Source organism: Candidatus Accumulibacter sp. ACC007 (assembly GCF_907163205.1).
In the GTDB taxonomy this organism is placed as follows: domain Bacteria; phylum Pseudomonadota; class Gammaproteobacteria; order Burkholderiales; family Rhodocyclaceae; genus Accumulibacter; species Accumulibacter regalis.
This window is the reverse complement of sequence record NZ_CAJQUD010000009.1, coordinates 179,956-200,794: the sequence shown is the minus strand read 5'-3', so window position 1 is coordinate 200,794 and position 20,839 is coordinate 179,956. Positions and strand designations below refer to the sequence as shown.

Here is a 20,839-nt window from a genome sequence, read left to right as displayed (position 1 = left end):
CGCTCCGGCGGGGTTTTTTTTCAGCCAGCACAATCCTGTTTACGCAGGGATCATGCCCATGAAAGTTGTCGATCTACTCATCGAGGCGCGCTGGACAGTTCCGGTCGACCCCGCTGATGTGGTTCTCGAAAATCACGCCGTAGTGATCAACGATGGGCGCATCGTGGCCGTCGTTCCCCAGAACGAGGCTGCGATCCGCTTTTCGGCAAAGAGCCACAAGCGGCTGGAGCAGCACGTCCTCATTCCGGGGCTGGTCAATCTGCACACGCACGCGGCGATGACCCTTCTGCGTGGGCTTGCCGACGACCTGCCGCTCATGGAGTGGTTGCAGCGGCACGTCTGGCCAGCCGAGGCGCAGCACGTCTCGGAGCAGTTCGTCTATGATGGTACCCTGCTCGCCTGCGCCGAAATGTTGCGCGGTGGCATCACCTGTTTCAATGACATGTATTTCTTCCCCGGCGCCGCGGCGGACGCGGCGCTGGCCTCGGGTATGCGCGCCGCAATCGGTCTGATCACCGTCGACTTTCCGAGTAGCTACGCGACCGACGCAGACGACTATCTGGCCAAGGGACTCGCCGCCCGTGACCAGCGGCTCGAAGAGCCGCTGCTGTCTTTCTGCCTGGCGCCACATGCGCCGTACACCGTAGGCGACGGGGGCTTTACCCGGGTGCTGACGCTTGCCGAGCAGGTCGAATTGCCGATACACGTGCATCTGCATGAAACCATCCAGGAGATCGAAGAGAGCGTGCAGCGTTTCGGGATACGCCCGATCGAGCGCCTCCGTCGCCTGGGAATGTTGAGCCCGGCACTGATTGCCGTACACGCGGTACACCTCGACGCGCACGAAATCGAACTGCTCGCCCAGCACGGCTGTTCCATCGCGCATTGCCCCAGTTCCAACCTCAAACTTGCCAGCGGCATTGCCCCGCTTGCCGAACTGGTGGCAAAGGGAATCAATATTGGTCTGGGTACTGACGGTGCGGCCAGCAACAACCGGCTCGACCTGCTACAGGAGATGCGGCTGACCGCATTGCTTGCCAAGGCGCAGAGTGGCCGTGCCGACGCGATCAAGGCCCATCAGGTACTGCACATGGCGACGCTCGGTGGCGCCAGAGCCCTGGGTCTCGAGGCCCAGATCGGCTCGATCACTCCCGGCAAGGCGGCCGATCTGTGCGCCGTCGCGCTCGACGATTTTGCCCTTGCCCCCTGCTATGATCCGGTTTCACACCTTACCTACGCTGTAGCCCGAGAGCATGTTTCTGCGGTGTGGGTCGCTGGTCGCATGCTTGTCGAAAACGGCCAACTGATTGAAAGCAACGAAACCGGATTGATAAAACTGGCGCTCTTGTGGCAGAATAAAATCCGTCCGTGACGAGTTCAGTGAACAACGAGGCATAACAGGCCATGCGGACCCGCTCCGCAGCCTTCAATTAACGAGGGAAACCTAGATGAAAAGAATTGCAAGAACAAGCACCATCGTGGCTGCGTTCGCCGCCGCTCTCGGCTTCGGCGCCTCGCTGGCTCAGGCACAAACTTCGATTCCCCTGGATCGCGTGTATGTGATTGACTCACGCGGCGAAGTCGCGATGAGTGGCGCCGGCCTCTGCTGGCGGACCGGATTCTGGACTCCTGCGGGCGCTGCCAAGGACCCGGCTGGTTGCAAGTGCGACAAGGACCTGCTGCCGAAGGAAGTCTGCGAGCCGCCGATGGCCAAAGCTGCTGCTGCGACGGCCAAGCCGTCCGGTGACAAGGTGACCGTCGCTGCCGACGCGCTGTTTGATTTCAACAAGGCCACGCTGCGTCCGGCCGGCAAGGCGAAGCTCGACGAAGTCGTCGCCATGTCCAAGCAGATCAAGCTGGAAGTGATCATCGCCGTCGGTCACACGGACCGTATTGGCTCCGATGCCTATAACCAGAAGCTGTCCGAGCGGCGTGCCGCGTCGGTCAAGACCTATCTGGTGAGCAAGGGTGTCGAAGCCAACCGCGTCTACACCGAAGGCAAAGGCGAGAAGCAGCCGGTGACCCAGCCTGGTCAGTGCCCGGGTGGCAAGAGCAAGAAAGTCATCGAGTGCCTGCAGCCTGACCGTCGTGTCGATATCGAACTCATCGGCACCAAGTAATCCGGTAGTTTTACGGGAGAAGCCCTGCTTTGGCAGGGCTTTTTCGTTGGTGCGTGCCGCCTGGCACACTCACGTGTGCACGCCAGTACGGTGGCCCACTCTCGCCTGCTTCCCGCCTCTCGCCATGGAAACCGCTTCATGATGATCAACGCCGACCAGAAGGAACTCGAGAAATTCAGCCAGCTTGCCCATCGCTGGTGGGATCCGGGCAGCGACTTCAAGCCCTTGCACGACATCAACCCCTTGCGCCTCGAGTGGATCGACCGTCACTGCCAACTGGCTGGCAAGAGCGTGCTTGACGTCGGTTGCGGCGGTGGCCTGCTCTCGGAAGCCATGTGCGAGAGAGGGGCGACGGTGACCGGCATCGACCTCTCCGAAAAGGCGCTGAGTGTAGCCCGATTGCATTTGCTCGAAAGCGGTCGCCAGGTCGACTATCGGCAGGTTTCCGCCGAAGAGCTGGCTGCCGAGCAGGGCAGCCGGTATGACGTGGTTACCTGTATGGAAATGCTCGAGCATGTTCCCGATCCGGCCAGTACCGTTGCCGCCTGCGCTGCCTTGGCCAAACCCGGCGGACATGTTTTCTTCTCGACCATCAACCGCAATCCGAAAGCCTACCTGTTTGCGGTGATTGGCGCCGAATATGTGCTGCAGATGTTGCCGAAAGGCACTCACGACTATGCGCGATTCATAAAACCATCAGAGCTCTCGCGTTGGCTGCGAAACGTCGGCCTCGATCCGGATGAACTGCGCGGGATGACTTACAATCCATTCGCGCAGCACTACGCTCTGGGTCACGACACGGACGTGAATTACCTTCTGCATAGCATGAAGAATGTTTGACGCAGTACTCTTTGACCTCGACGGCACCTTTGCCGATACCGCCCCCGATCTGGCTGCTGCCCTCAACCGTTTACGCGCCGATCTGGGAATGTCGCGGGTGTCGCCAGAGCAGCTCCGCCCTTTGACGTCGCAGGGCGTACGGGGCATGCTCAAGGGTGGGCTCGACATGCAGCCGAGCGATGCCTGCTACGCGCACTTCTACGCTCGCTTCCTGCGCTACTACAGTCAGGACATCTGTGTCGAGACGCGGCTGTTTCCCGGTATTGAGCAACTCCTCGACGTTCTTGAGGGGCGCCGTTCGCAGTGGGGTATCGTCACCAACAAAGCGCAGCGCTTCACCCTGCCGCTGCTGGCCCGGCTTGGCTTCGCCAAGCGCGCAGCCTGTGTCGTCAGCGGTGATTCGGCGCGACGTGCCAAACCGGCAGCGCACCCAATGCGGCTGGCGTGTTCCCTGCTTGCCAGGCATCCGGCGCGTTGCCTCTACGTTGGTGACGATCTGCGTGATATCCAGGCCGGTCGCGCTGCCGGCATGGTCACCGTGGCGGTGCGCTACGGCTATCTCGGTGATGGCGATCCGATAGAGGACTGGGGTGCCGATCATGTCGTCGATCACGCGCAGGAAATTGCCGTCCTTGCCGGTATCCACTGAGCGTGAAAGACGCTCGCCATCCTCGAGAAGAGCTCGCCATGCCCAAGACAGCCCTGATCCTTTTTGCCCATGGCGCCCGTGATCCCGATTGGGCCGAGCCAATGCGCCGCGTCTGCGCGTTTCTGCGCGAACAGGCTCCGGACCGGCGCGTCGAACTCGCCTTCCTGGAGTTCATGAGGCCCGAGTTGCGCGAATGTGCCGAGTTGCTCCTCGCCGATGGCTTCGAACGGATCGTCGTGCTGCCGATGTTCATTGCCCGTGGCGGACATCTGAAACGCGACGTGCCCCTGCTGCTCGACGAGCTGCGGCGTTGCCACCCGCAGGCGCAGTTTGAGTTGGGCGCTGCGGTGGGCGAAGCCGAGGGCGTCGTGCAGGCCATGGCCCGGCACGCGCTGGCGCTGGTCGAGGGCTAGTTGCCGGTGGCCAGCGCCAGCTCAACGGCTGCCGGTCATCGACGATTGCTGTTCTGTGCTGCGGCTGGCGCGGAGCCAATCGGTGTCTGAGGTCAGCTTTTCGCCGATCGGATTTCTGGCGACGCCGTTTCGCGATCGCTTCGGAATCCCTCGGCAGGGGCAACTGGCGCCGCATGCCCACGGCCAGTTGCGCCTGCTGCGACCGTATGATCGAGAAGAAGCGGTGCGTGGCCTGGACGAGTTCTCGCACGTCTGGCTCAGTTTCGTTTTCCACCGTAGCGCAGATCAGTGGAGCCCGACGGTTCGCCCGCCGCGCCTTGGCGGCAACGCGCGGGTCGGTGTTTTCGCCAGCCGTAGCCCATTTCGCCCCAACCCCCTGGGGCTGTCGCTGGTCGAGTTGCTGGCGATCGATACGCGCGCCGGCGTGCTGCTCACTTTCGGTGGCGTTGACCTGCTCGACGGGACTCCCGTTCTCGATATCAAACCGTACATTCCGTTTGCCGAAAGCCAGCCGGCCGCACGCGCTGGTTTCGTTGCTGGCCCGCCGCGGCAGCTGGCCGTCGAATTCAGTGCTCAGGCGGCTGCGCGGCTGTCGGTCCATGAGCGGCGCTGGCCTGATCTGGCGGACCTGCTGCGCGAGGTGTTGGCACAGGATCCGCGCCCGGCATACGCGGACGACCCGTTACGGCATTACGGCTTTCGCCTCTATGATCTGGAAATCAAGTGGCGTTGTACGGCGACGGTAGCCATTGTCGAAGACATCGTTGGACCGTCGTCAGGTGCATAGGGGGGAACTGAGCAAGCCGGAACCAGCGGCAGTTGCCAACTGTCTTCTCGGCAAGTTCTGCGCGCGTACATTGCCGCCGACCTCTCGCTGATCACCGGTCGGCTGCTTGGGCGTGTCAGCGTAGCCGCGCGGGCTGCGTTAGTAGGGGATCATCGTCACGCATCTGGCGGCGCATTTGTTCCGAGCAAGCTGTCGCCACTTGATCGGCCCGCAATTCGGCGACCGCAGGCTATCGCTCTGGAAAATATCACCTTGGAGAGCCTTCCATGAAAAGCTTGATCGGAGCGCTGCTCCTGCTGGCCCTGATTCAACCGAACACCGTTTTGGCCGACCGCGGTGCCCGTGCTGCCGGTTACTATCCGGTATCCGGCGCGGTGGTTGTGGGTGGCGCCTACGGGCGGCGCGGCGGCTATTACGGGCCGAGATGGGGTTACCCGGCCCCGAGCGTGGGCGTCTATTTTGGCGGTCCCGTGGGTTGGGGAGGGCCGTGGGGGCCCCCGGTTTACTATCCACAGCCCATCTATCCACCGGTCGTTGCCGTGCCACCGGCGGTGGTGTACGTGGAGAGGGGCGAGAGAAGCACCGCGCGCGAGTACGGCAGCGGCGAAGCTCTGGAGCCCGGCTATTGGTACTACTGCCGGGAAAACGCTGGCTACTTCCCGGCAGTGACGCAGTGCCCCGGCTCCTGGGAGCAGGTCGCGCCCCGCCCGGATTAGGACTGCGCTGAGTGGGTGGAATGCGTGCCGCCGCGCCAACCCAAGGGCGGTATCGAGAAGGCATGAGCGGCCTCGATGTGGCAGCCGTTTACGGGGCGAGTCGCTCGCGAGTCCATCGCCGATCGGCGTCGAGTCGGTAGCGCAAGCGGTCGTGCAAACGGCTCTTGCGCCCCTGCCAGAATTCCCAGCTATCCGGTTGCAGGCGGTAGCCGCCCCAGTGCGGCGGGCGCGGGGGGTGGAGAAGGAAGCGGGTGCCGTAGCGAGCGGCGTTGGCGACGAGTAGCGCACGGCTGGAAATGACCTGGCTTTGTGGGCTGGCCCAGGCGCCGATTCGTGAATCCAGCGGGCGGCTGGCAAAGTAGGCGTCGCTCTCTGCTTCCGCGACCTTGTCGACCCGGCCTTCGATACGCACCACCCGTTCCAGTTCGACCCAGTGGAACTGCAGCGCCGCCCAGGGATTGGTGGCCAGCTCGCGGCCCTTGCGGCTTTCGTAATTGGTAAACCAGGTGATGCCCTGAGCATCGAAGCCCTTGATCAGCACCACCCGGGTGGACGGGCGCATGCTGCTGTCGACCGTGGCCAGGGTCATCGCATTTGGCTCAGGTACCTGCGCAGCAATTGCCTCGGCGAGCCATTTCGAAAACTGCTCGAAAGGGTCGGCGAGCGACGCGTCCTCGCTGAGTTCGGCTCGCTCGTAGCTTTTTCGGAGGTCAGTGAGTTGGGTCATCGGCGGCGTGGGGGACAAAAGCAGGTTGAAGGATGCCGGCCGGGCGCAAGCGGGACGCCTTGAGGCCGGCCAGCCAGGGTGAGCGCGCCGACCGTTATTGTCGAGGCGCGTGGCACGCGACGAGCAATGTTCCATGCGTGGGCGTTCAGCACTTTGCAGGGCCCTGTAGCCAGCCTTCGCGCAGGGCATTGCGCTTCTTTTTCAAGACCAGCTTGTGCTTGTCGCTGGCTGGCGATCCGAGTTGCACCGTGAAGTCCATCAGCTCGTCGCGTCGGAAAGCATGTACGCGGATGCTTTCTCCTGCTCGCCGCCGACACAACAGGTGCTCGAGCGAATCCGGCGTAACTCGCAGGCCGTCGATGGCGACCAGGAGGTCGCCGGCCGAGAGGCCGGCAGCTTGCGCAGGACTGCCCTGGTAGACGGTCGCCAGGCGTACTTCGTTACCATCAGTGCTGGTTTTTGCGCCCAGCGTCGGCGTCATCGACGTTTTCTGGCGCAGCAGCCGGATGCCAAAAGGTTTCAGCAGTGCTGCCAGTGCAAGCTCGGCTGTGCCATGGATTGCTGCTGCGAAAAACGGCTCCAGTTCGAGCCCGGAAAGCTCCTCGGCGAGCAGTCGGATGTCGTCGTCGCCGACGCCTACGCCGTCGTGTCCAGCGCGTTCGCCGTGCCGCAGCCAGAGGGCGCGCATGACGTCGTCGAGCGAAACCCGGCCCTTGGTGCCGGCACGCAGAGTGAGGTCCAGAGCAAGGGCGACCAGGGCGCCCTTGGCATAGTAGCTGACCACAGCGTTGGGCGTGTTCTCGTCTGGCCGGTAGTACTTGGTCCACGCGTCGAAGCTCGACTCGGCCAGTGTCTGCCGCTTTCGGCCTGGATCGCGGCGCACCTTGTCGATCGTGCGGGCGACCAATCGCAGCCACTCCTTCTGGTCGATCAACCCGCAGCGCACGAGCGCCAGGTCGTCATAGTACGAGGTGAAGCCTTCGAAGGCCCAGAGCAGGGTGGTGTAGTTCTCGGCGTCGAGATTGCCGGCCGTGAATGCGGCCGGGCGGATGCGCTTGATGTTCCAGCTGTGAAAATACTCGTGGCTGCACAGACCCAGGAAAGTGACGTAGCGCTCGGGCGTGCCTCTCATCCCCGGGTAAGGGAGGTCGTTGCGGGCGCAGAGCAGCGCCGTCGAGGCGCGGTGCTCGAGACCGCCGTAGCCGTCCGCGACGGCGGTGACGAGAAACAGGTAGGACGGCATTGGCGCGGGCTCGCCGAAGAAGCGAATCTGCCAGGCGCAAAGGCGCTCCAGGTCGCCGGTGAGGCGTGCCAGATCGCAGTCATGGCGACCGCTGATGACCACTTCGTGGGGCACTCCGCAAGCGCTGAAAGCCGCCAGCGTGAAGTCGCCCAGTTCCACCGGGTGGTCGATCAGTTCGGCATAACTGGCGGCCCGGTAGGTGCCGAAGCCGTGGCGGTGGGCAATGCCTCGCTCACCTTCGGCCGGCGACAGCGCGGTTGCCACGCGCCAGTTGTGATAGCGCTTGCCGAGCGGCCGCTGGATATCGACCAGGCAGGGCAGATGCTCGTGACCAACGGCGCGCAGGAAGACGCTGCTGCCGTTGAAGAAGGCGTGCGTCTGGTCGAGGTGCGCGCCGCGCACGGAGAGATCCCAGGCGTAGACCTCACAGCTGACCGTCAGCGAGGAGCGCTTTTCGCCTGTCGGAATGGCCTGCCAGGTGTGCTTGTCGATCTTGGTGAGAGCGACCGACCTGCCGGCGGACTCGGCCCGTATGGAGACGATGTGACGCGCGAAGTCACGAATCAGGTAGCTGCCGGGGATCCAGGCGGGAAGAGCGAAGCGCTGCCCGGCCGGATCGGCTGCTGAAACGGTGCACCGTACTTCGAAGAGGTGTGCTTCCGGATTGCTCGCGCGGATGGCGTAATGGATCGTGGCCGGCTTCATGGGCTGTTTTTTTCCTCTTCGCAGGGCATGACCGGAATTGTACGGTTTCTTTCCGGTCCACTGACTCTGGATGTTAGGGTGGCTCGATGCGGTCGACGGCAGGGGTATTTGCTTCCTTTCACGACCCTCGTTCTGCGTTCATTTCATGACTTGATCATTCCTTGGATCCGGATTGAAGCCGTGCCACAATGCTTCGTCGGGCATCGACCCGACCTACTGTTAATCCCATCAAAGAGGAAGGAGACAAGGAAGTGATTAGCCATACAAGGTGCTTTTTGTTCGCTGCCACGCTGGCCACCGCACTGCTGTCGGCGCCAGTTCTGGCGAAGGAACTGACCGGCACGCTGAAGAAGATCAAGGATACGGGCGTAATCACGCTAGGGCATCGCGAGTCATCGATTCCTTTCTCCTACTACGATGAAAAGCAGCAGGTCATTGGCTATTCGCAGGACCTGGCGCTCAAGGTGGTTGAGGCGGTCAAGGCTGAGCTGAAAATGGCGAAGCTCGATATCAAGCTGGTGCCGATCGCCTCGTCCAATCGCATTGAACTGATCGAGGAGGGATCGGTCGACCTCGAATGCGGCTCGACAACCAACAACGCCGAACGCCAGAAGCAGGTCAGTTTCTCCAACAGCATCTTTGTCGTCGAGACCCGCCTGCTGACCAAGGTCGACTCGGGCATCAAGGATTTCCCCGATCTGGCCGGCCGGAACGTGGTAACCACTGCCGGAACCACTTCGGAGCGCCTTTTGCGGGAGATGAACAAAGAGAAGAAGATGAACATGAGCATCATCAGCGCCAAGGACCACGGCGAGGCATTCCTGACCCTGCAAACCGGGCGTGCGGTCGCTTTCATGATGGATGACGCGCTGCTTTACGGCGAAATGGCGAAAGCCAAGCGCGTCGGTGATTGGGTCGTAGTTGGTACGCCACAGTCCCTCGAGGCCTACGGCTGCATGATGCGCAAGGCTGACCCGGCGTTCAAGAAAGTCGTCGACACGGCGTTGGCCAAGGTGATGAAGTCCGGCGAAGCCACGAAGATCTACGACAAGTGGTTTCAGCAACCGATTCCACCGAAAGGCTTGAACCTCAACTTCCCGCTCTCGGCCGCCGTCAAGGCCATGTACAAGTCGCCGAACGACAAAGCGTTCGAGTAAGGGCGCATCACCCGGGGGCCGCACGGCCTTCGGAATCGCAAGTGAAGGAGAAGCCGATGTTGAACAAAGCGCTTACCCGCTGGCTGGTAACAGTCGCCTCGTTGCTCGTGCTCAGCGCCGCGTCGCTGGCAGCCGAGAAGCCGAATGTCGTGATACTCGCCACTGGCGGCACCATTGCCGGTGCGGGTGCCGATGTCACCAACAGCGCTACTTACCAGGCCGCGAAAGTGCCGGTGGACAAGCTCATCGCCGCCATCCCGCAGCTGCAGACGATTGCCAATGTGCGCGGCGAGCAGGTGTTCCAGATCGCTTCGGAGAGCTTCACCAACGACCATCTGCTGACTCTTGGCAAGCGCGTGGCAGCGCTCGTCAAGCAGAGCGACGTCGATGGGGTGGTAATTACGCACGGCACCGATACGCTCGAAGAAACCGCCTACTTCCTGACCCTGGTGGTGCACACCGAAAAGCCCATCGTTCTGGTTGGCTCGATGCGACCCGGTACAGCCATGTCGGCAGACGGCACTCTGAACCTGTACAACGCGGTCAGCGTGGCAGCCAGCAAGGACGCGCGCGGCAAGGGCGTGCTGGTGACCATGAACGACGAGATCAACAGTGGCCGGGACGTCGCCAAAGTGGTCAACCTCAAGACCGAGGCATTCAAGAGTCCGTGGGGTCCCCTGGGCATGGTCGTCGAAGGCAAGAACTACTGGTTCCGTCTGCCGGTCAAGCGGCATACCATGAACTCGGAGTTCGATATCGAGAAGATCGATGTTCTGCCCTCGGTGGGCATTGCGTATGGAGCGGGCAACGTGTCGGATACCGCCTACCGCGCCCTGGCGGAGAAAGGCGCCAAGGCGATCATCCATGCCGGGACCGGCAATGGCTCGGTTGCCAAGGCCGTTGTGCCGGCGCTGCAGGAAATACGCGGACAGGGCATCCAGATCATCCGTTCCTCGCACGTCAATGCGGGCGGCTTCGTGCTGCGTAACGCCGAACAGCCCGACGACAAGTACGACTGGGTGGTTGCGCACGACCTCAATCCGCAGAAGGCAAAGATTCTTGCCTCAGTGGCCTTGACCCAGACGCAGGACAGCAAGGAGCTGCAGCGCATCTTCTGGGAGTACTGATCCGCGCTCGACTTGTGGCCGCGGGCAGGGCGGCCGGCGCTTTGTCACGCCCCTGCGCGAGAGAGAGGGGAATGGGGCCGTCCCTGCTGGGCAAACCGGTGCGTAGCTGGGCCGCCAGCGGCGGCGAGTGCCGTAGATTCCTGCGCGGCATGGCCAGGCTTGCGCCTCGTTTCGATAGCCGTTTCCGTGTGCAGCCAGACCGGGACGTAGGCGAGCCCCTTGTCTGACGCTCGGCCGGCGCAGTGGCGCGTCGTGCCTCGAGAAACTTGATCAGCGCGGCGTCTCCTGCCGCGCAGCGGCTGGGGCTTGCCCGATAGCGCCAGAATGCCCTAGTCTGGTGCCTGGATGCTTCCCCGATGGCTTGTCAATTGGCTTGTGGCTGGGATCTGGCCCCTTGCCTGCGGGAGCATTGCCTGCCGCGTCGCAGAGGTGCGAGGAGAGCGCGGTTCGACTGCAGTTCAGGCATGGCTTGCCTTGGCCGAAGTCCGGTCGAGCCGAGCTGAGTACCCTTGGATCGATAAAGAAAACAGGAGAGCGGCATGGCAATGACCAATGAATCCACCGTCAATCTGCGGCGCAACCTGCGCGAAATAGCCGAGCAACAGAATCTGCCCGCGCGCGTGGACGAGTACCTCGAATGCTACTTCGCCGATGGCGAGCTCAGCGACGCCAGTGACGCCAGCCCGGAAGAGCTTCTTGGCGCGGCCGTCCAGCATTTTCGCCTGGGCGACGTGCGACCGCCGGGACAAGCTGCCGTCGCTCTGTACACTCCGGATTTCGACCGGCACGGCTGGCATTCTCCGCATACCGTAATCGATGTCGTGACCGACGACATGCCGTTCCTGGTCGATTCGATCACCATGGTCGTCTACCGCCATGGCCTGGTCATCCATCGCTTGCTGCATCCTCTGCTGGCCACCGAGAGGGGCGCCGAGGGACATTTGCAACGCACCTTGCCACGCGGCGCTACGGGCAGCCAGCCTGAGTCGTGGATTCACCTCGAGATCGACCGTGTTGGCGATGCCGCACTGCTTGAGCAACTGCGTCAGGAGATTGCCGGCGTCCTCGTCGATGTGCGTGCCGCGGTCGAAGACGTCGCAGCCATACAGAGCTGCATGCAACAAGCCTACGACGAGATGATCGCCGTGCCGGGTCCAGAGTGTGATGAGGCGGGGGCCTATCTGCGCTGGATCGGCGTCAATAATTTTGTCTTTCTCGGTTATGCCGATTACGTTGTAAACGCGGAAGGCAGTGCGCTTGCTCGTGTCGACGAGAGCGGGCGCGGCATCCTCCGTTACGACGACCACCCGGGATTTGGTTATTGCCTGGCGGGATTTCAGGGCGCCGTCGCCGAGTTGGGCAGAGATCCGTCGCCGCTGATTCTGGTCAAGACCGACGCGCGCTCGACCGTTCATCGCTCGGCCTACCTCGACTTCATCGGCGTCAAGCGCTATGACGCCGCCGGCAACGTCGTCGGCCTGCGCGCCCTGGTCGGTTTGTACACGGCGCACGTCTATCACGTGGCGGCCACCGACATTCCCATCCTGCGGCGCAAGATCACTGCAGTCAGGGAAGCCATCGGCTTCATCCCGCGCAGTCACCGCGACAAGACCCTGCTCAATGTCCTCGAAACCTATCCGCGCGATGAGTTGATCGAGATCGCGCAGAACGACCTGATGGCCATTGCGCGTGGCATTGTTTCTCTGCACGAACGCGAGCAGGTGCGGGTCTTCATGCGTAACGATGCATGGGGGCGCTACGTCTCGGTGATGGTCTACATGCCGCGCGATCATTTCGATACCCGCCTGCGCAAACGAATTTCGGCGCTGCTCAACGAAACGCTTGCTGCTGAGAATGTCGATTTCTTCATCATGCTCGGCGAATCGCGGCTGGCGCGTATCCACTTCATCGTCCATACGCCGGTTGGCACGGCCTACGACTACGATGCCGAGGCGATCGAAAGACAGGTTGCGCGCATCGTTCGTGGTTGGGCCGACGAACTGAAGCACAATCTCATCGGGCATTACGGTGAGGAGCGCGGTAACGCTCTCTTGCGTCGCTACGCTTCCGAATTGCCGCAGTTCTATCAGGAACGTGTCACGCCCGCCTCGGCAGTGTCCGACCTCGAGCGTCTGGAGGCGGCTGAAAGCAGTGGGCGGGTGGAAGTGAAGCTCAGCGCTGCGCAAGGAGACGACGGCTCACACCAGCACGTAAAACTGTTCCGCCATGGTCGCCCGCGACCGCTTTCGGCGATCCTGCCGATTCTCGAAAATCTGGGCCTGACGGTGCTTTCGGAGCAGCCGTTCAACCTGCCACAGAGCGATCTGCACGTCGCCGACTTTGCCGTCCAGTTGCCTGACCCGGCTGCGCTCGACGACGACGGTACCCGGCGGGCCTTCGTCGACCTGCTCGAAAGCCTGCTTCGCGACGAAGCCGAGAATGACGGCTTCAACCGCTTGGTCCTGCTCGCTGGTCTCAATGGCCGCCAGATCGGCATCCTGCGCGCCTACCGCCGCTACCTGCGGCAAGCTGGATTGCCTTTCAGCCAGGCCTACATCGAGCAATGTCTGGCGACGCACTCGAGCATTACGCGCGGTCTGGTCGACCTCTTCGAAGCCTTGTTCTCGCCAAGCGCCGACGATGAGCGTGCCAAAGCCATTTCCGAGGAGCTGAGCGCGGCTCTGCTGCAGGTCAGCAATCCCAACGACGATCGCATCCTTGCGGCCATGCAGACGGTCATCGAAGCCACTCTGCGGACCAACGCCTATCAGTCGGCCAGCGACGGCAAAGCCCGCGACTACCTGGCCATGAAGCTTTCGTCGCGCGATATTCCGTTCCTGCCCGAGCCTGCGCCGCTATACGAAATCTTCGTCTACAGCGATCGCGTCGAAGGGGTGCACCTGCGTGGCGCACGCGTGGCGCGTGGCGGTCTGCGCTGGTCCGACCGGATGGAAGACTTCCGTACCGAGGTGCTCGGTCTGGTCAAGGCCCAGATGGTGAAGAACGCAGTGATCGTTCCGCTGGGTTCGAAGGGCGGCTTCGTCTGCAAGCGGCCGCCACCGGCCACGGATCGCGAAGCCTTCCAGGCCGAAGGGATCGCCTGCTACTCGACTTTCATCCGCGGCCTTCTCGATCTGACCGACAACCTGGTCGATGGCCAGGTCGTTCCGCCACGCGGCGTACGCCGTCGTGACGGCGACGATGCCTACCTGGTGGTTGCCGCCGACAAGGGGACAGCGACCTTCTCCGACATCGCCAACGGCATCGCCATCGAGTACGGTTTCTGGCTCGGCGATGCCTTTGCCTCAGGTGGGTCAGTGGGTTACGACCACAAGAAAATGGGTATCACCGCCCGTGGCGCCTGGGAAGCGGTCAAGCGGCATTTCCGCGAGCTGGGGCTGGATACGCAAACGCAGCCATTCACCGTCGTTGGCGTTGGCGACATGTCCGGGGACGTATTTGGCAATGGCATGTTGCTCTCGCCGCAGATCAAGCTGATCGCCGCTTTCGATCACCGCCACCTGTTCCTCGACCCGAACCCCGATCCGGCGAGCAGCTACGCCGAGCGGCAACGTCTTTTCGCACTGCCGCGCTCGTCGTGGGCGGACTACGACGCGGCCTTGATTTCCGCCGGTGGTGGCGTCTGGTCGCGCAGCGCCAAGACCATTCCGCTGTCACCCGAGGTACGTTCGTGGCTGGGGACCGCAGCCATCCAGTTGCCCCCGCACGAGCTGATCAAGATCATCCTGCAGGCACCGGTCGATTTGCTCTACAACGGCGGTATCGGGACCTACGTCAAAGCCAGTAGCGAAAGTCATCAGGAAGCCAACGACCGGGGTAACGACATTCTGCGGGTCGACGCCAGTCAACTGCAGGCGCGGGTGATCGGTGAAGGCGGCAACCTCGGGCTGACCCAGCCTGGCCGTATCGAGTTTGCGTTGCACGGTGGCCGCATATTTACCGACGCCATCGACAACTCGGCCGGTGTGGACTGCTCCGACCACGAGGTCAACATCAAGATCCTGCTCGCCGGGCTGATCAGCCGTGGCGACGTGACCGGCAAGCAGCGCGACGCGCTGCTTGCGTCGATGACCGACGAGGTCGGGCGCCTGGTCCTGGCCGACAACTATCAGCAGACGCAGGCCATTGCGCTTGAAGCGGCGGCCGGGCGTGAACTGATCGAAGCCCATGGCCGTTTCATCCGCAATCTGGAGGCCAAAGGCGCTTTGCGCCGCGCCATCGAGGCGCTGCCCGATGACAAGCGCCTGGCCGAGCGCGCGCAGCAAGGACGCGGTCTCAGCGCGCCGGAACTCTCGGTTCTCCTGGCCTACGCCAAGATCACGCTGAAGGAAGCCATCCTGGCTTCGCAGCTGCCCGACAGCAAAGACGTCTACGAGTTGCTGGTGAACTACTTCCCGGCGGCCGTGCTCGGGCAGTGCAGCGAATTGCTGCCGACGCACCCCTTGAAGCGCGACATCATCACCACCCAACTGGTCAATCGCCTGGTTAACCGGATGGGGACAATTTTTGTCATGGAAGTCAGCGACGAGACCGGTGCTTCGCCGGCGGAGGTGGCCGGCGCCTGGTACGCTGCCAGCAGCGTGCTCGACGCTGAAGCGCTATGGCGAGATGTCGAATCTATGGACCTGGTGGTCGACGCGGCTGCCCAGATGGCGCTGATGGTCGACCTGCGGACGATGACCGGGTCGGCGACTCGGCTGCTGGTCACGCAGCATGTCGGCGGTGCATCGATCGGCGAGATGATCGCCGAGTACCGCCCGGCGGTGGTCGACGCCATGGAGCGCATTCGTGCCGGCAGCAGTGGTGCGCAGGGAGTCGCGCAGCTGCTCGAAGAGCGTGCGCAGATCGTTGCCGCATTCGAGCTGGTGAATCTTGCCCGTGCCTGCGCTTACCCCTTGAGTCAGGTTGCCGGCGCGCTTGGAGAACTGGCGGAGCAGCTTGACCTTGACTGGCTTGGCACGGCCATCAACCGGCTTCCGGCGGGCAACCGCTGGCAGGCACGGGCACGCGCTCAGCTCTCCGCCGAGTTGGCCAGTCTTCGCCAGCAGCTCTTGCAGCAAGTGCTGGGCGGCTCCCTGCCGGCGACCGACGAGGCCGGTGCCGTGATTGACGAGCTGAAGAGCAACGTACCTCAGGACCTGGCCATGCTTTCTGCCGGTCTGGCCGAAGCCAGGCGGCTGCTCGCCTCCTGACGCGTTTCCGGCAGGCGCTTCCGCTCGTCTAGCGGGGCGAGCGCCTGCGCGTACGGTGAGTGCCGGGCGGGCGGGTCGATGCGGCGTCTTGGCGGCCATAATTATGAATTTCGCGGAGGTCGTTGAAGGGTTTTTGGTGTAGAATTGCTTGCCAGCTGCGAAGCCTTGATGGGCTCGCAAATCCCCTCAGGATCCTCGATGCCGCTGCCCCCCCCCACCGCCGAACGCACCCGCATGCACGTCCGCAGCGTTCGGCTAGACGGCTACAAGCGCCATGACGGCTGCTGGGACATCGAGGCGCGCCTGCGGGACCTCAAGGATCACGACTATCCCCTGTCGTCGGGCCTGCGCAAGCAGGGCGAAGCGGTACACGACATGTGGGTGCGGGTGACCATTGATGCGCAGATGAACATCCTGGATGCGGTTGCCTGCGTCGATGCCATGCCGTATGTCGACTACTGCGATCGGATTGCCCCGGATTACACGCAGCTGATCGGGCTCAATCTTTTTCATGGTTTCCGTACGGCAGTCAAGAATCTGTTTCGTAGCACGCGCGGTTGCTCGCATGTCAGCGAGCTGGTGACCTTTCTGCCGACTGCCGCGCTGCAGACCTTCGCCAGTGACGTACATGACAACGACGATAATGGGCATAAGCCATATCAGCTTGATCGTTGCCACGCGCTGGAGTCGCATTCGGACGCGGTTCAGCGCTATTACCCGCGCTGGTACCGTGGCCAGAAGCCCGGGTAGGACGTTCTGCCTGCGGTTCGTTACATTCGTTACCGTTCGTTACACTTCGCAACCTTAACTCAAGCAAGGAAAGCGCATGAAAATTCACGAATATCAGGGTAAGCAACTCCTGAAGAAATTCGGCGTTGCCGTTCCGCGCGGGGTCTTCTGCCAATCCGTCGATGAAGCGGTCAAGGCAGCCGAATCCCTGGGAGGCAATCTCTGGGTCGTCAAAGCCCAGATCCACGCAGGCGGCCGTGGCAAAGGCGGAGGTGTCAAGGTCGCCAAGTCGCTGGACGAAGTCCGCGAGTTTGCCGGCCAGATCCTCGGCATGCAGTTGGTGACGCACCAGACCGGGCCGGTCGGCCAGAAGGTCCGTCGCTTGCTGATCGAAGAGGGTGCCGACATCCGCAAGGAGTACTACGTTGCTGCGCTGACCGATCGCACGACCCAGACCGTGGCGATGATGGCCTCTTCCGAAGGCGGCATGGATATCGAGAAGGTCGCCCACGATACGCCGGAGAAAATCCTCAAGGTCTTCGTCGACCCCGAGGAAGGTTTGAGCGCCAAGCAAGCGGCCGAACTGGCCACCGGCATCGGCGTTCCCGCCGCGTCGGTCGACAGCGCGGTCGCCGCGCTGCAGGGGCTTTTCAAGTGCTACATGGAAACCGACGCTTCGCTGGCCGAGATCAACCCGCTGATTCTCGAAGGCGATGGCAACATCAAGGCGATCGACGCCAAGTTCAACTTCGACTCCAACGCCCTTTATCGTCAGCCCGAGATCGTGGCTTTCCGCGACCTCGACGAAGAGGATCCTGACGAGCTCGAAGCGTCCAAGCACGACCTTTCCTACATTTCGCTCGATGGCAACATCGGCTGCCTGGTGAATGGTGCCGGCCTGGCGATGGCGACCATGGACACCATCAAGTACTTCGGTGCCGAGCCGGCCAATTTCCTCGACGTCGGTGGCGGTGCAACCACCGACAAAGTCACCTCGGCCTTCCAGATCATGCTCAAGAATCCCAAGGTCAAGGGCATTCTGGTTAACATTTTTGGCGGCATCATGCGTTGCGACACGATCGCCACCGGCGTCGTCGCGGCAGCCAGGGAAACGCATCTCTCCGTCCCGCTGGTGGTGCGCATGAAGGGGACCAACGAAGATATCGGCAAGAAGATCCTGAGCGATTCCGGATTGCCGATCATCACTGCGGATTCAATGGCTGACGCCGCCACCAAGATCGTTGCTGCGGTCAAGTAAGGAGCCAACATGTCGATTCTGATCAACAAAGACACCAAAATCATCACCCAGGGCATGACCGGCAAGACCGGGCAGTTTCACACCGAGAAGTGCCAGGAATACGCTAACGGCAAGTACTGCTTCGTTGCCGGCGTCAACCCCAAGAAGGCCGGCGAGAGCCTGCTGGGCATCCCAATCTTTGGCTCGGTAAAGGACGCTGCTGCCGAGACCGGCGCCACTGTTTCGGTGATCTACGTACCGCCGCCAGGTGCCGCCGCTGCGATCTGGGAAGCCGTCGAAGCCGACCTCGACCTGGTGGTCTGTATTACCGAGGGCATTCCGGTTCGTGACATGCTCGTCGTGCGCAACAGGATGAAAAAGCGCGAAGCCGCCGGCGGCAAGAAGACCCTGTTGCTTGGCCCGAACTGTCCCGGCCTGATTACCCCGGATGAAGTCAAGATCGGCATCATGCCAGGTCACATCCATCGCAAGGGTCGCATCGGCGTCGTTTCACGTTCCGGCACCTTGACCTACGAAGCCGTTGGCCAGTTGACCGAAATTGGTCTTGGTCAGTCGACGGCCGTCGGTACGGGCGGCGATCCGATCAATGGTCTCAAGCACATCGACATCATGCGGTTGTTCAACGACGATCCTGATACCGATGCCGTGATCATGATCGGCGAAATCGGCGGCCCCGATGAAGCTGACGCCGCGATGTGGTGCAAGGACAACATGAAGAAGCCAATCGTCGGCTTCATTGCTGGCGTTACCGCTCCGGCAGGCAAGCGCATGGGCCACGCCGGCGCGCTGATCTCCGGCGGCGCAGACACTGCTGATGCCAAGCTGGCGATCATGGAAGAGTGTGGTTTCACGGTGACGCGCGACCCGTCGGAAATGGGCAAACTGATCAAGAAGCTGATCTAGGCGCAGCCGTTTGGCTGAAGTCCAGGCAAAAAGGGCAGACTGCGGTCTGCCTTTTTTGTTGGCAATCGACGCGTGCCGATTGGGACAGGCCATTTCCCGGTAGAATCGACGATGAAGGTTTGCCGTGTGGGTCATTGTGCAAGCAGGACAATGCCTGCGCATCGTCAAACGACAAGTGTTACGAGTGCGAGAAGAAAATGGCACTGTTTCTGAGTGAAAAGGATGTTGAGCAGCTGTTGACCATGCCGCTGGCGCTGGAGGCGGTCGAGGCGGCGCATCGCCAGCTTTCGACCACGGCGGCCTGCGACGTGCCACGGCAGCGGACGCGCCTGCCGCAGACGACGCTGCATATCCTGCAGGGTGCCTTGCCGCAGCTGGACGCCATTGGCTACAAGGCCTATACCAGCAACCGCTCCGGCGTGCGCTTCCTGGTACACCTCTTCCAAGCGTCGACGGGCCGCCTGCAGGCAGTGATCGAGGCCGACCGCCTGGGCATGATGCGTACCGGCGCCGCCTCCGGCGTCGCCACCCGCTGGCTGGCCAGAGCCGATGCGCAGGTCGCGGGTGTCTTTGGTGCCGGCTGGCAGGCCGAAGGGCATATCGAAGCGATTGCTGCCGTGCGACCACTGCGGCGCGTGAAAGTGCACGCGCGGCGTGCCGATCGGCTGGCGGCATTCTGCACACGGATGGCAGAACGGCTGGGTATCGAAGTCGTGGCCACAGCGTCGCCGGAAGAGGTGGTGCGCGGCAGCGATATCGTCAGCACGGTTACCACCGCCTCTGCGCCGCTGTTCGCCGCCGAGTGGCTATCGCCCGGCACGCACATCAATGGCGCAGGCTCCAATTCGCTGATCCGCCGCGAAATCGGCGAAGACGTTCTGAAACGCTGCTCGGCGATCGTCGTCGACAGCGTTCAGACGGCGCTTTGCGAAGCCGGCGACCTGCTGCCCTTGCTCGAGAAGGGGCGCCTGCAGGCGCGCTCCCTGATCGAGCTCGGCGACGTGATTTGCGGCCGCCATGTGGGGCGTTCGACGGCAGACGAGATCACGCTCTTCGAGTCACAGGGCATGGCCGTCCAGGACCTGGCGCTCGCCGTGCGCCTCGAGGCTCTGGCACGCGAGCGCGGCCTGGGTCTCGAATTGCCTTATGGCGGCTAGTGTTGGCACAATGTCTGCCTGAGAGCGTTTCTGAGCGGTCGAAGTGTTGCCCGCGCCGCACGAGCCGGCGCGCGGCGCGCACTGCATGCCCGCTCGCCGTCGAGCAGCAGGTGGCGGCCGGTTCGCGCGCGTTCGTACGGCCGGCGCAGACGATCCTTCGGCGAAAATCGGGCCGCTCGTGGCGCTCACCGTTGCCGGGCGAAGTGAAGGGTAGCCGCCTTGGCTTGCCGACCAGTTTTGTGGAGAAGGCGTGACGAACAGTCTCTTGGGCGCGCTGGCAATGGTCATGCGTACCGACCCCGGACTGGTGCGGGGACAGAACGAGGATTCCGTCTTCGTCGACGCCGATCGGGGACTGGCCATTCTGGCCGACGGCATGGGTGGCTATCAGGCAGGCGAAGTGGCCAGCAACATGGCGACGACGCTCCTGTCGAGTGGCCTGCAACGAGCCTTCAAGACCTGTGCAGCACATACCATCGACCAGGGTAGCGGGCAATTGTTTGCGCAGCGAGCGCTGGTTGAAGAGATCGCCACGGTCAACTCGGCGATCTATCGTGCGGCCGAGGATCAGTCGCGCTTCGGCGGCATGGGCACCACTCTTGTCGCTGCCGTCTTTTGCGACGATCGGATGGTGGTCGCGCATATCGGTGATTCGCGTCTCTATCGCTTGCGGGGTGCGGAGTTCGTGGCTTTGACGCGCGATCACTCCTTGTTGCAGGAACAACTCGACTGTGGCCAAATCTCTGCCGAAGAGGCGCGCTACTCGGTCAATCGCAATCTGGTGACCCGTGCCGTCGGCGTCGATCCGCAGGTAGAGGCAGAGGTGCACACGTACGTCGTTCACCCGGGTGACGTTTATTTGCTTTGTTCGGATGGCCTCTACGACTTGCTGGAAACAGCCGAGATTCAACACCTGCTGGAGATGTTCGGCGCCAACCTTGACCTTGCAGCAATGCAGTTGATCCAGCTCGCCAACGACAACGGTGGCGACGACAACATCTCGGTGGTGGTGGTCAAGGTCTTGCGGGAGTTTCCAGCGCCTCCGGGGCGCTGGTCGAAACTCTTGTCATTGTTTAAATAAGGACGAAACAGGCG

General features: G+C 62.5%; 17 protein-coding genes. 15 read left to right on the top strand and 2 right to left on the bottom strand.

Features of this window, described 5'->3' with window-relative positions:
* Nucleotides 1-52: 52 nt before the first annotated feature.
* The 7 genes from QZ634_RS18650 (at nucleotide 53) to QZ634_RS18620 (ending at nucleotide 5,525) form a co-directional block, all read left to right on the top strand.
* Nucleotides 53-1,372 carry a TRZ/ATZ family hydrolase gene (locus QZ634_RS18650; protein WP_291990994.1) on the top strand — a complete coding sequence of 440 codons (1,320 nt, stop codon included), beginning with the start codon at nucleotides 53-55 and terminating at the stop codon, nucleotides 1,370-1,372.
* Between the two features lie 76 nt (nucleotides 1,373-1,448).
* Complete coding sequence (locus tag QZ634_RS18645; RefSeq protein WP_291990993.1) at nucleotides 1,449-2,120, top strand: OmpA family protein; 672 nt, start codon at nucleotides 1,449-1,451, stop codon at nucleotides 2,118-2,120.
* Nucleotides 2,121-2,258: 138 nt separating this feature from the next.
* Nucleotides 2,259-2,960, top strand: a complete 702-nt coding sequence (gene ubiG, locus QZ634_RS18640; RefSeq protein ID WP_291990992.1) for a bifunctional 2-polyprenyl-6-hydroxyphenol methylase/3-demethylubiquinol 3-O-methyltransferase UbiG — start codon at nucleotides 2,259-2,261, stop codon at nucleotides 2,958-2,960.
* Nucleotides 2,953-3,609 carry an HAD-IA family hydrolase gene (locus QZ634_RS18635; protein WP_291990991.1) on the top strand — a complete coding sequence of 219 codons (657 nt, stop codon included), beginning with the start codon at nucleotides 2,953-2,955 and terminating at the stop codon, nucleotides 3,607-3,609. Before ubiG ends, QZ634_RS18635 begins: the two co-directional genes overlap by 8 nt.
* 38 nt (nucleotides 3,610-3,647) lie before the next feature.
* Entirely contained in the window at nucleotides 3,648-4,022 is a 375-nt protein-coding gene (locus QZ634_RS18630) for a CbiX/SirB N-terminal domain-containing protein (RefSeq protein ID WP_291990990.1), read from the top strand.
* Nucleotides 4,023-4,104: 82 nt separating this feature from the next.
* Nucleotides 4,105-4,809, top strand: coding sequence for a tRNA (N6-threonylcarbamoyladenosine(37)-N6)-methyltransferase TrmO (tsaA, locus tag QZ634_RS18625; RefSeq protein ID WP_291990989.1), 705 nt, complete (start codon nucleotides 4,105-4,107; stop codon nucleotides 4,807-4,809).
* A gap of 266 nt (nucleotides 4,810-5,075) precedes the next feature.
* On the top strand, nucleotides 5,076-5,525 hold the full coding sequence (locus QZ634_RS18620) for a hypothetical protein (protein WP_291990988.1): 450 nt from the start codon (nucleotides 5,076-5,078) through the stop codon (nucleotides 5,523-5,525).
* An 88-nt stretch (nucleotides 5,526-5,613) separates the two neighbouring features.
* Here the strand turns inward: QZ634_RS18620 and pdxH are convergent, their stop codons facing one another.
* Complete coding sequence (gene pdxH / locus QZ634_RS18615; RefSeq protein ID WP_291990987.1) at nucleotides 5,614-6,252, bottom strand: pyridoxamine 5'-phosphate oxidase; 639 nt, start codon at nucleotides 6,250-6,252, stop codon at nucleotides 5,614-5,616.
* Nucleotides 6,253-6,397: 145 nt separating this feature from the next.
* Nucleotides 6,398-8,200 carry a PDZ domain-containing protein gene (locus QZ634_RS18610; protein WP_291990986.1) on the bottom strand — a complete coding sequence of 601 codons (1,803 nt, stop codon included), beginning with the start codon at nucleotides 8,198-8,200 and terminating at the stop codon, nucleotides 6,398-6,400.
* Nucleotides 8,201-8,475: 275 nt separating this feature from the next.
* On the opposite strand from QZ634_RS18610, the gene QZ634_RS18605 reads away from it, so the two are divergent.
* The 8 genes from QZ634_RS18605 to QZ634_RS18570 all read left to right on the top strand — a co-directional run bounded on the left by QZ634_RS18605 (nucleotide 8,476) and on the right by QZ634_RS18570 (nucleotide 20,825).
* Nucleotides 8,476-9,357: a glutamate/aspartate ABC transporter substrate-binding protein gene (locus QZ634_RS18605; RefSeq protein ID WP_291990985.1), complete on the top strand. Its 882-nt coding sequence runs from the start codon at nucleotides 8,476-8,478 to the stop codon at nucleotides 9,355-9,357.
* Nucleotides 9,358-9,413: 56 nt separating this feature from the next.
* Nucleotides 9,414-10,484, top strand: coding sequence for an asparaginase (locus QZ634_RS18600; protein WP_291990984.1), 1,071 nt, complete (start codon nucleotides 9,414-9,416; stop codon nucleotides 10,482-10,484).
* Nucleotides 10,485-11,023: 539 nt separating this feature from the next.
* Nucleotides 11,024-15,697: an NAD-glutamate dehydrogenase gene (locus QZ634_RS18595; RefSeq protein WP_291990983.1), complete on the top strand. Its 4,674-nt coding sequence runs from the start codon at nucleotides 11,024-11,026 to the stop codon at nucleotides 15,695-15,697.
* A gap of 198 nt (nucleotides 15,698-15,895) precedes the next feature.
* Nucleotides 15,896-16,447, top strand: coding sequence for a DUF2889 domain-containing protein (locus QZ634_RS18590; RefSeq protein ID WP_291990982.1), 552 nt, complete (start codon nucleotides 15,896-15,898; stop codon nucleotides 16,445-16,447).
* Between the two features lie 76 nt (nucleotides 16,448-16,523).
* Nucleotides 16,524-17,684: an ADP-forming succinate--CoA ligase subunit beta gene (gene sucC / locus QZ634_RS18585; protein ID WP_043565106.1), complete on the top strand. Its 1,161-nt coding sequence runs from the start codon at nucleotides 16,524-16,526 to the stop codon at nucleotides 17,682-17,684.
* A 9-nt stretch (nucleotides 17,685-17,693) separates the two neighbouring features.
* Nucleotides 17,694-18,587, top strand: coding sequence for a succinate--CoA ligase subunit alpha (gene sucD, locus QZ634_RS18580; RefSeq protein WP_291990981.1), 894 nt, complete (start codon nucleotides 17,694-17,696; stop codon nucleotides 18,585-18,587).
* Between the two features lie 197 nt (nucleotides 18,588-18,784).
* A complete protein-coding gene (locus QZ634_RS18575; protein WP_291990980.1) occupies nucleotides 18,785-19,744 on the top strand; it encodes an ornithine cyclodeaminase family protein in 960 nt (319 codons plus the stop codon).
* 280 nt (nucleotides 19,745-20,024) lie between these two features.
* Nucleotides 20,025-20,825 (top strand): Stp1/IreP family PP2C-type Ser/Thr phosphatase, encoded by an 801-nt coding sequence (locus QZ634_RS18570; RefSeq protein ID WP_291991093.1) that lies wholly within the window; start codon nucleotides 20,025-20,027, stop codon nucleotides 20,823-20,825.
* Nucleotides 20,826-20,839: the final 14 nt, after the last annotated feature.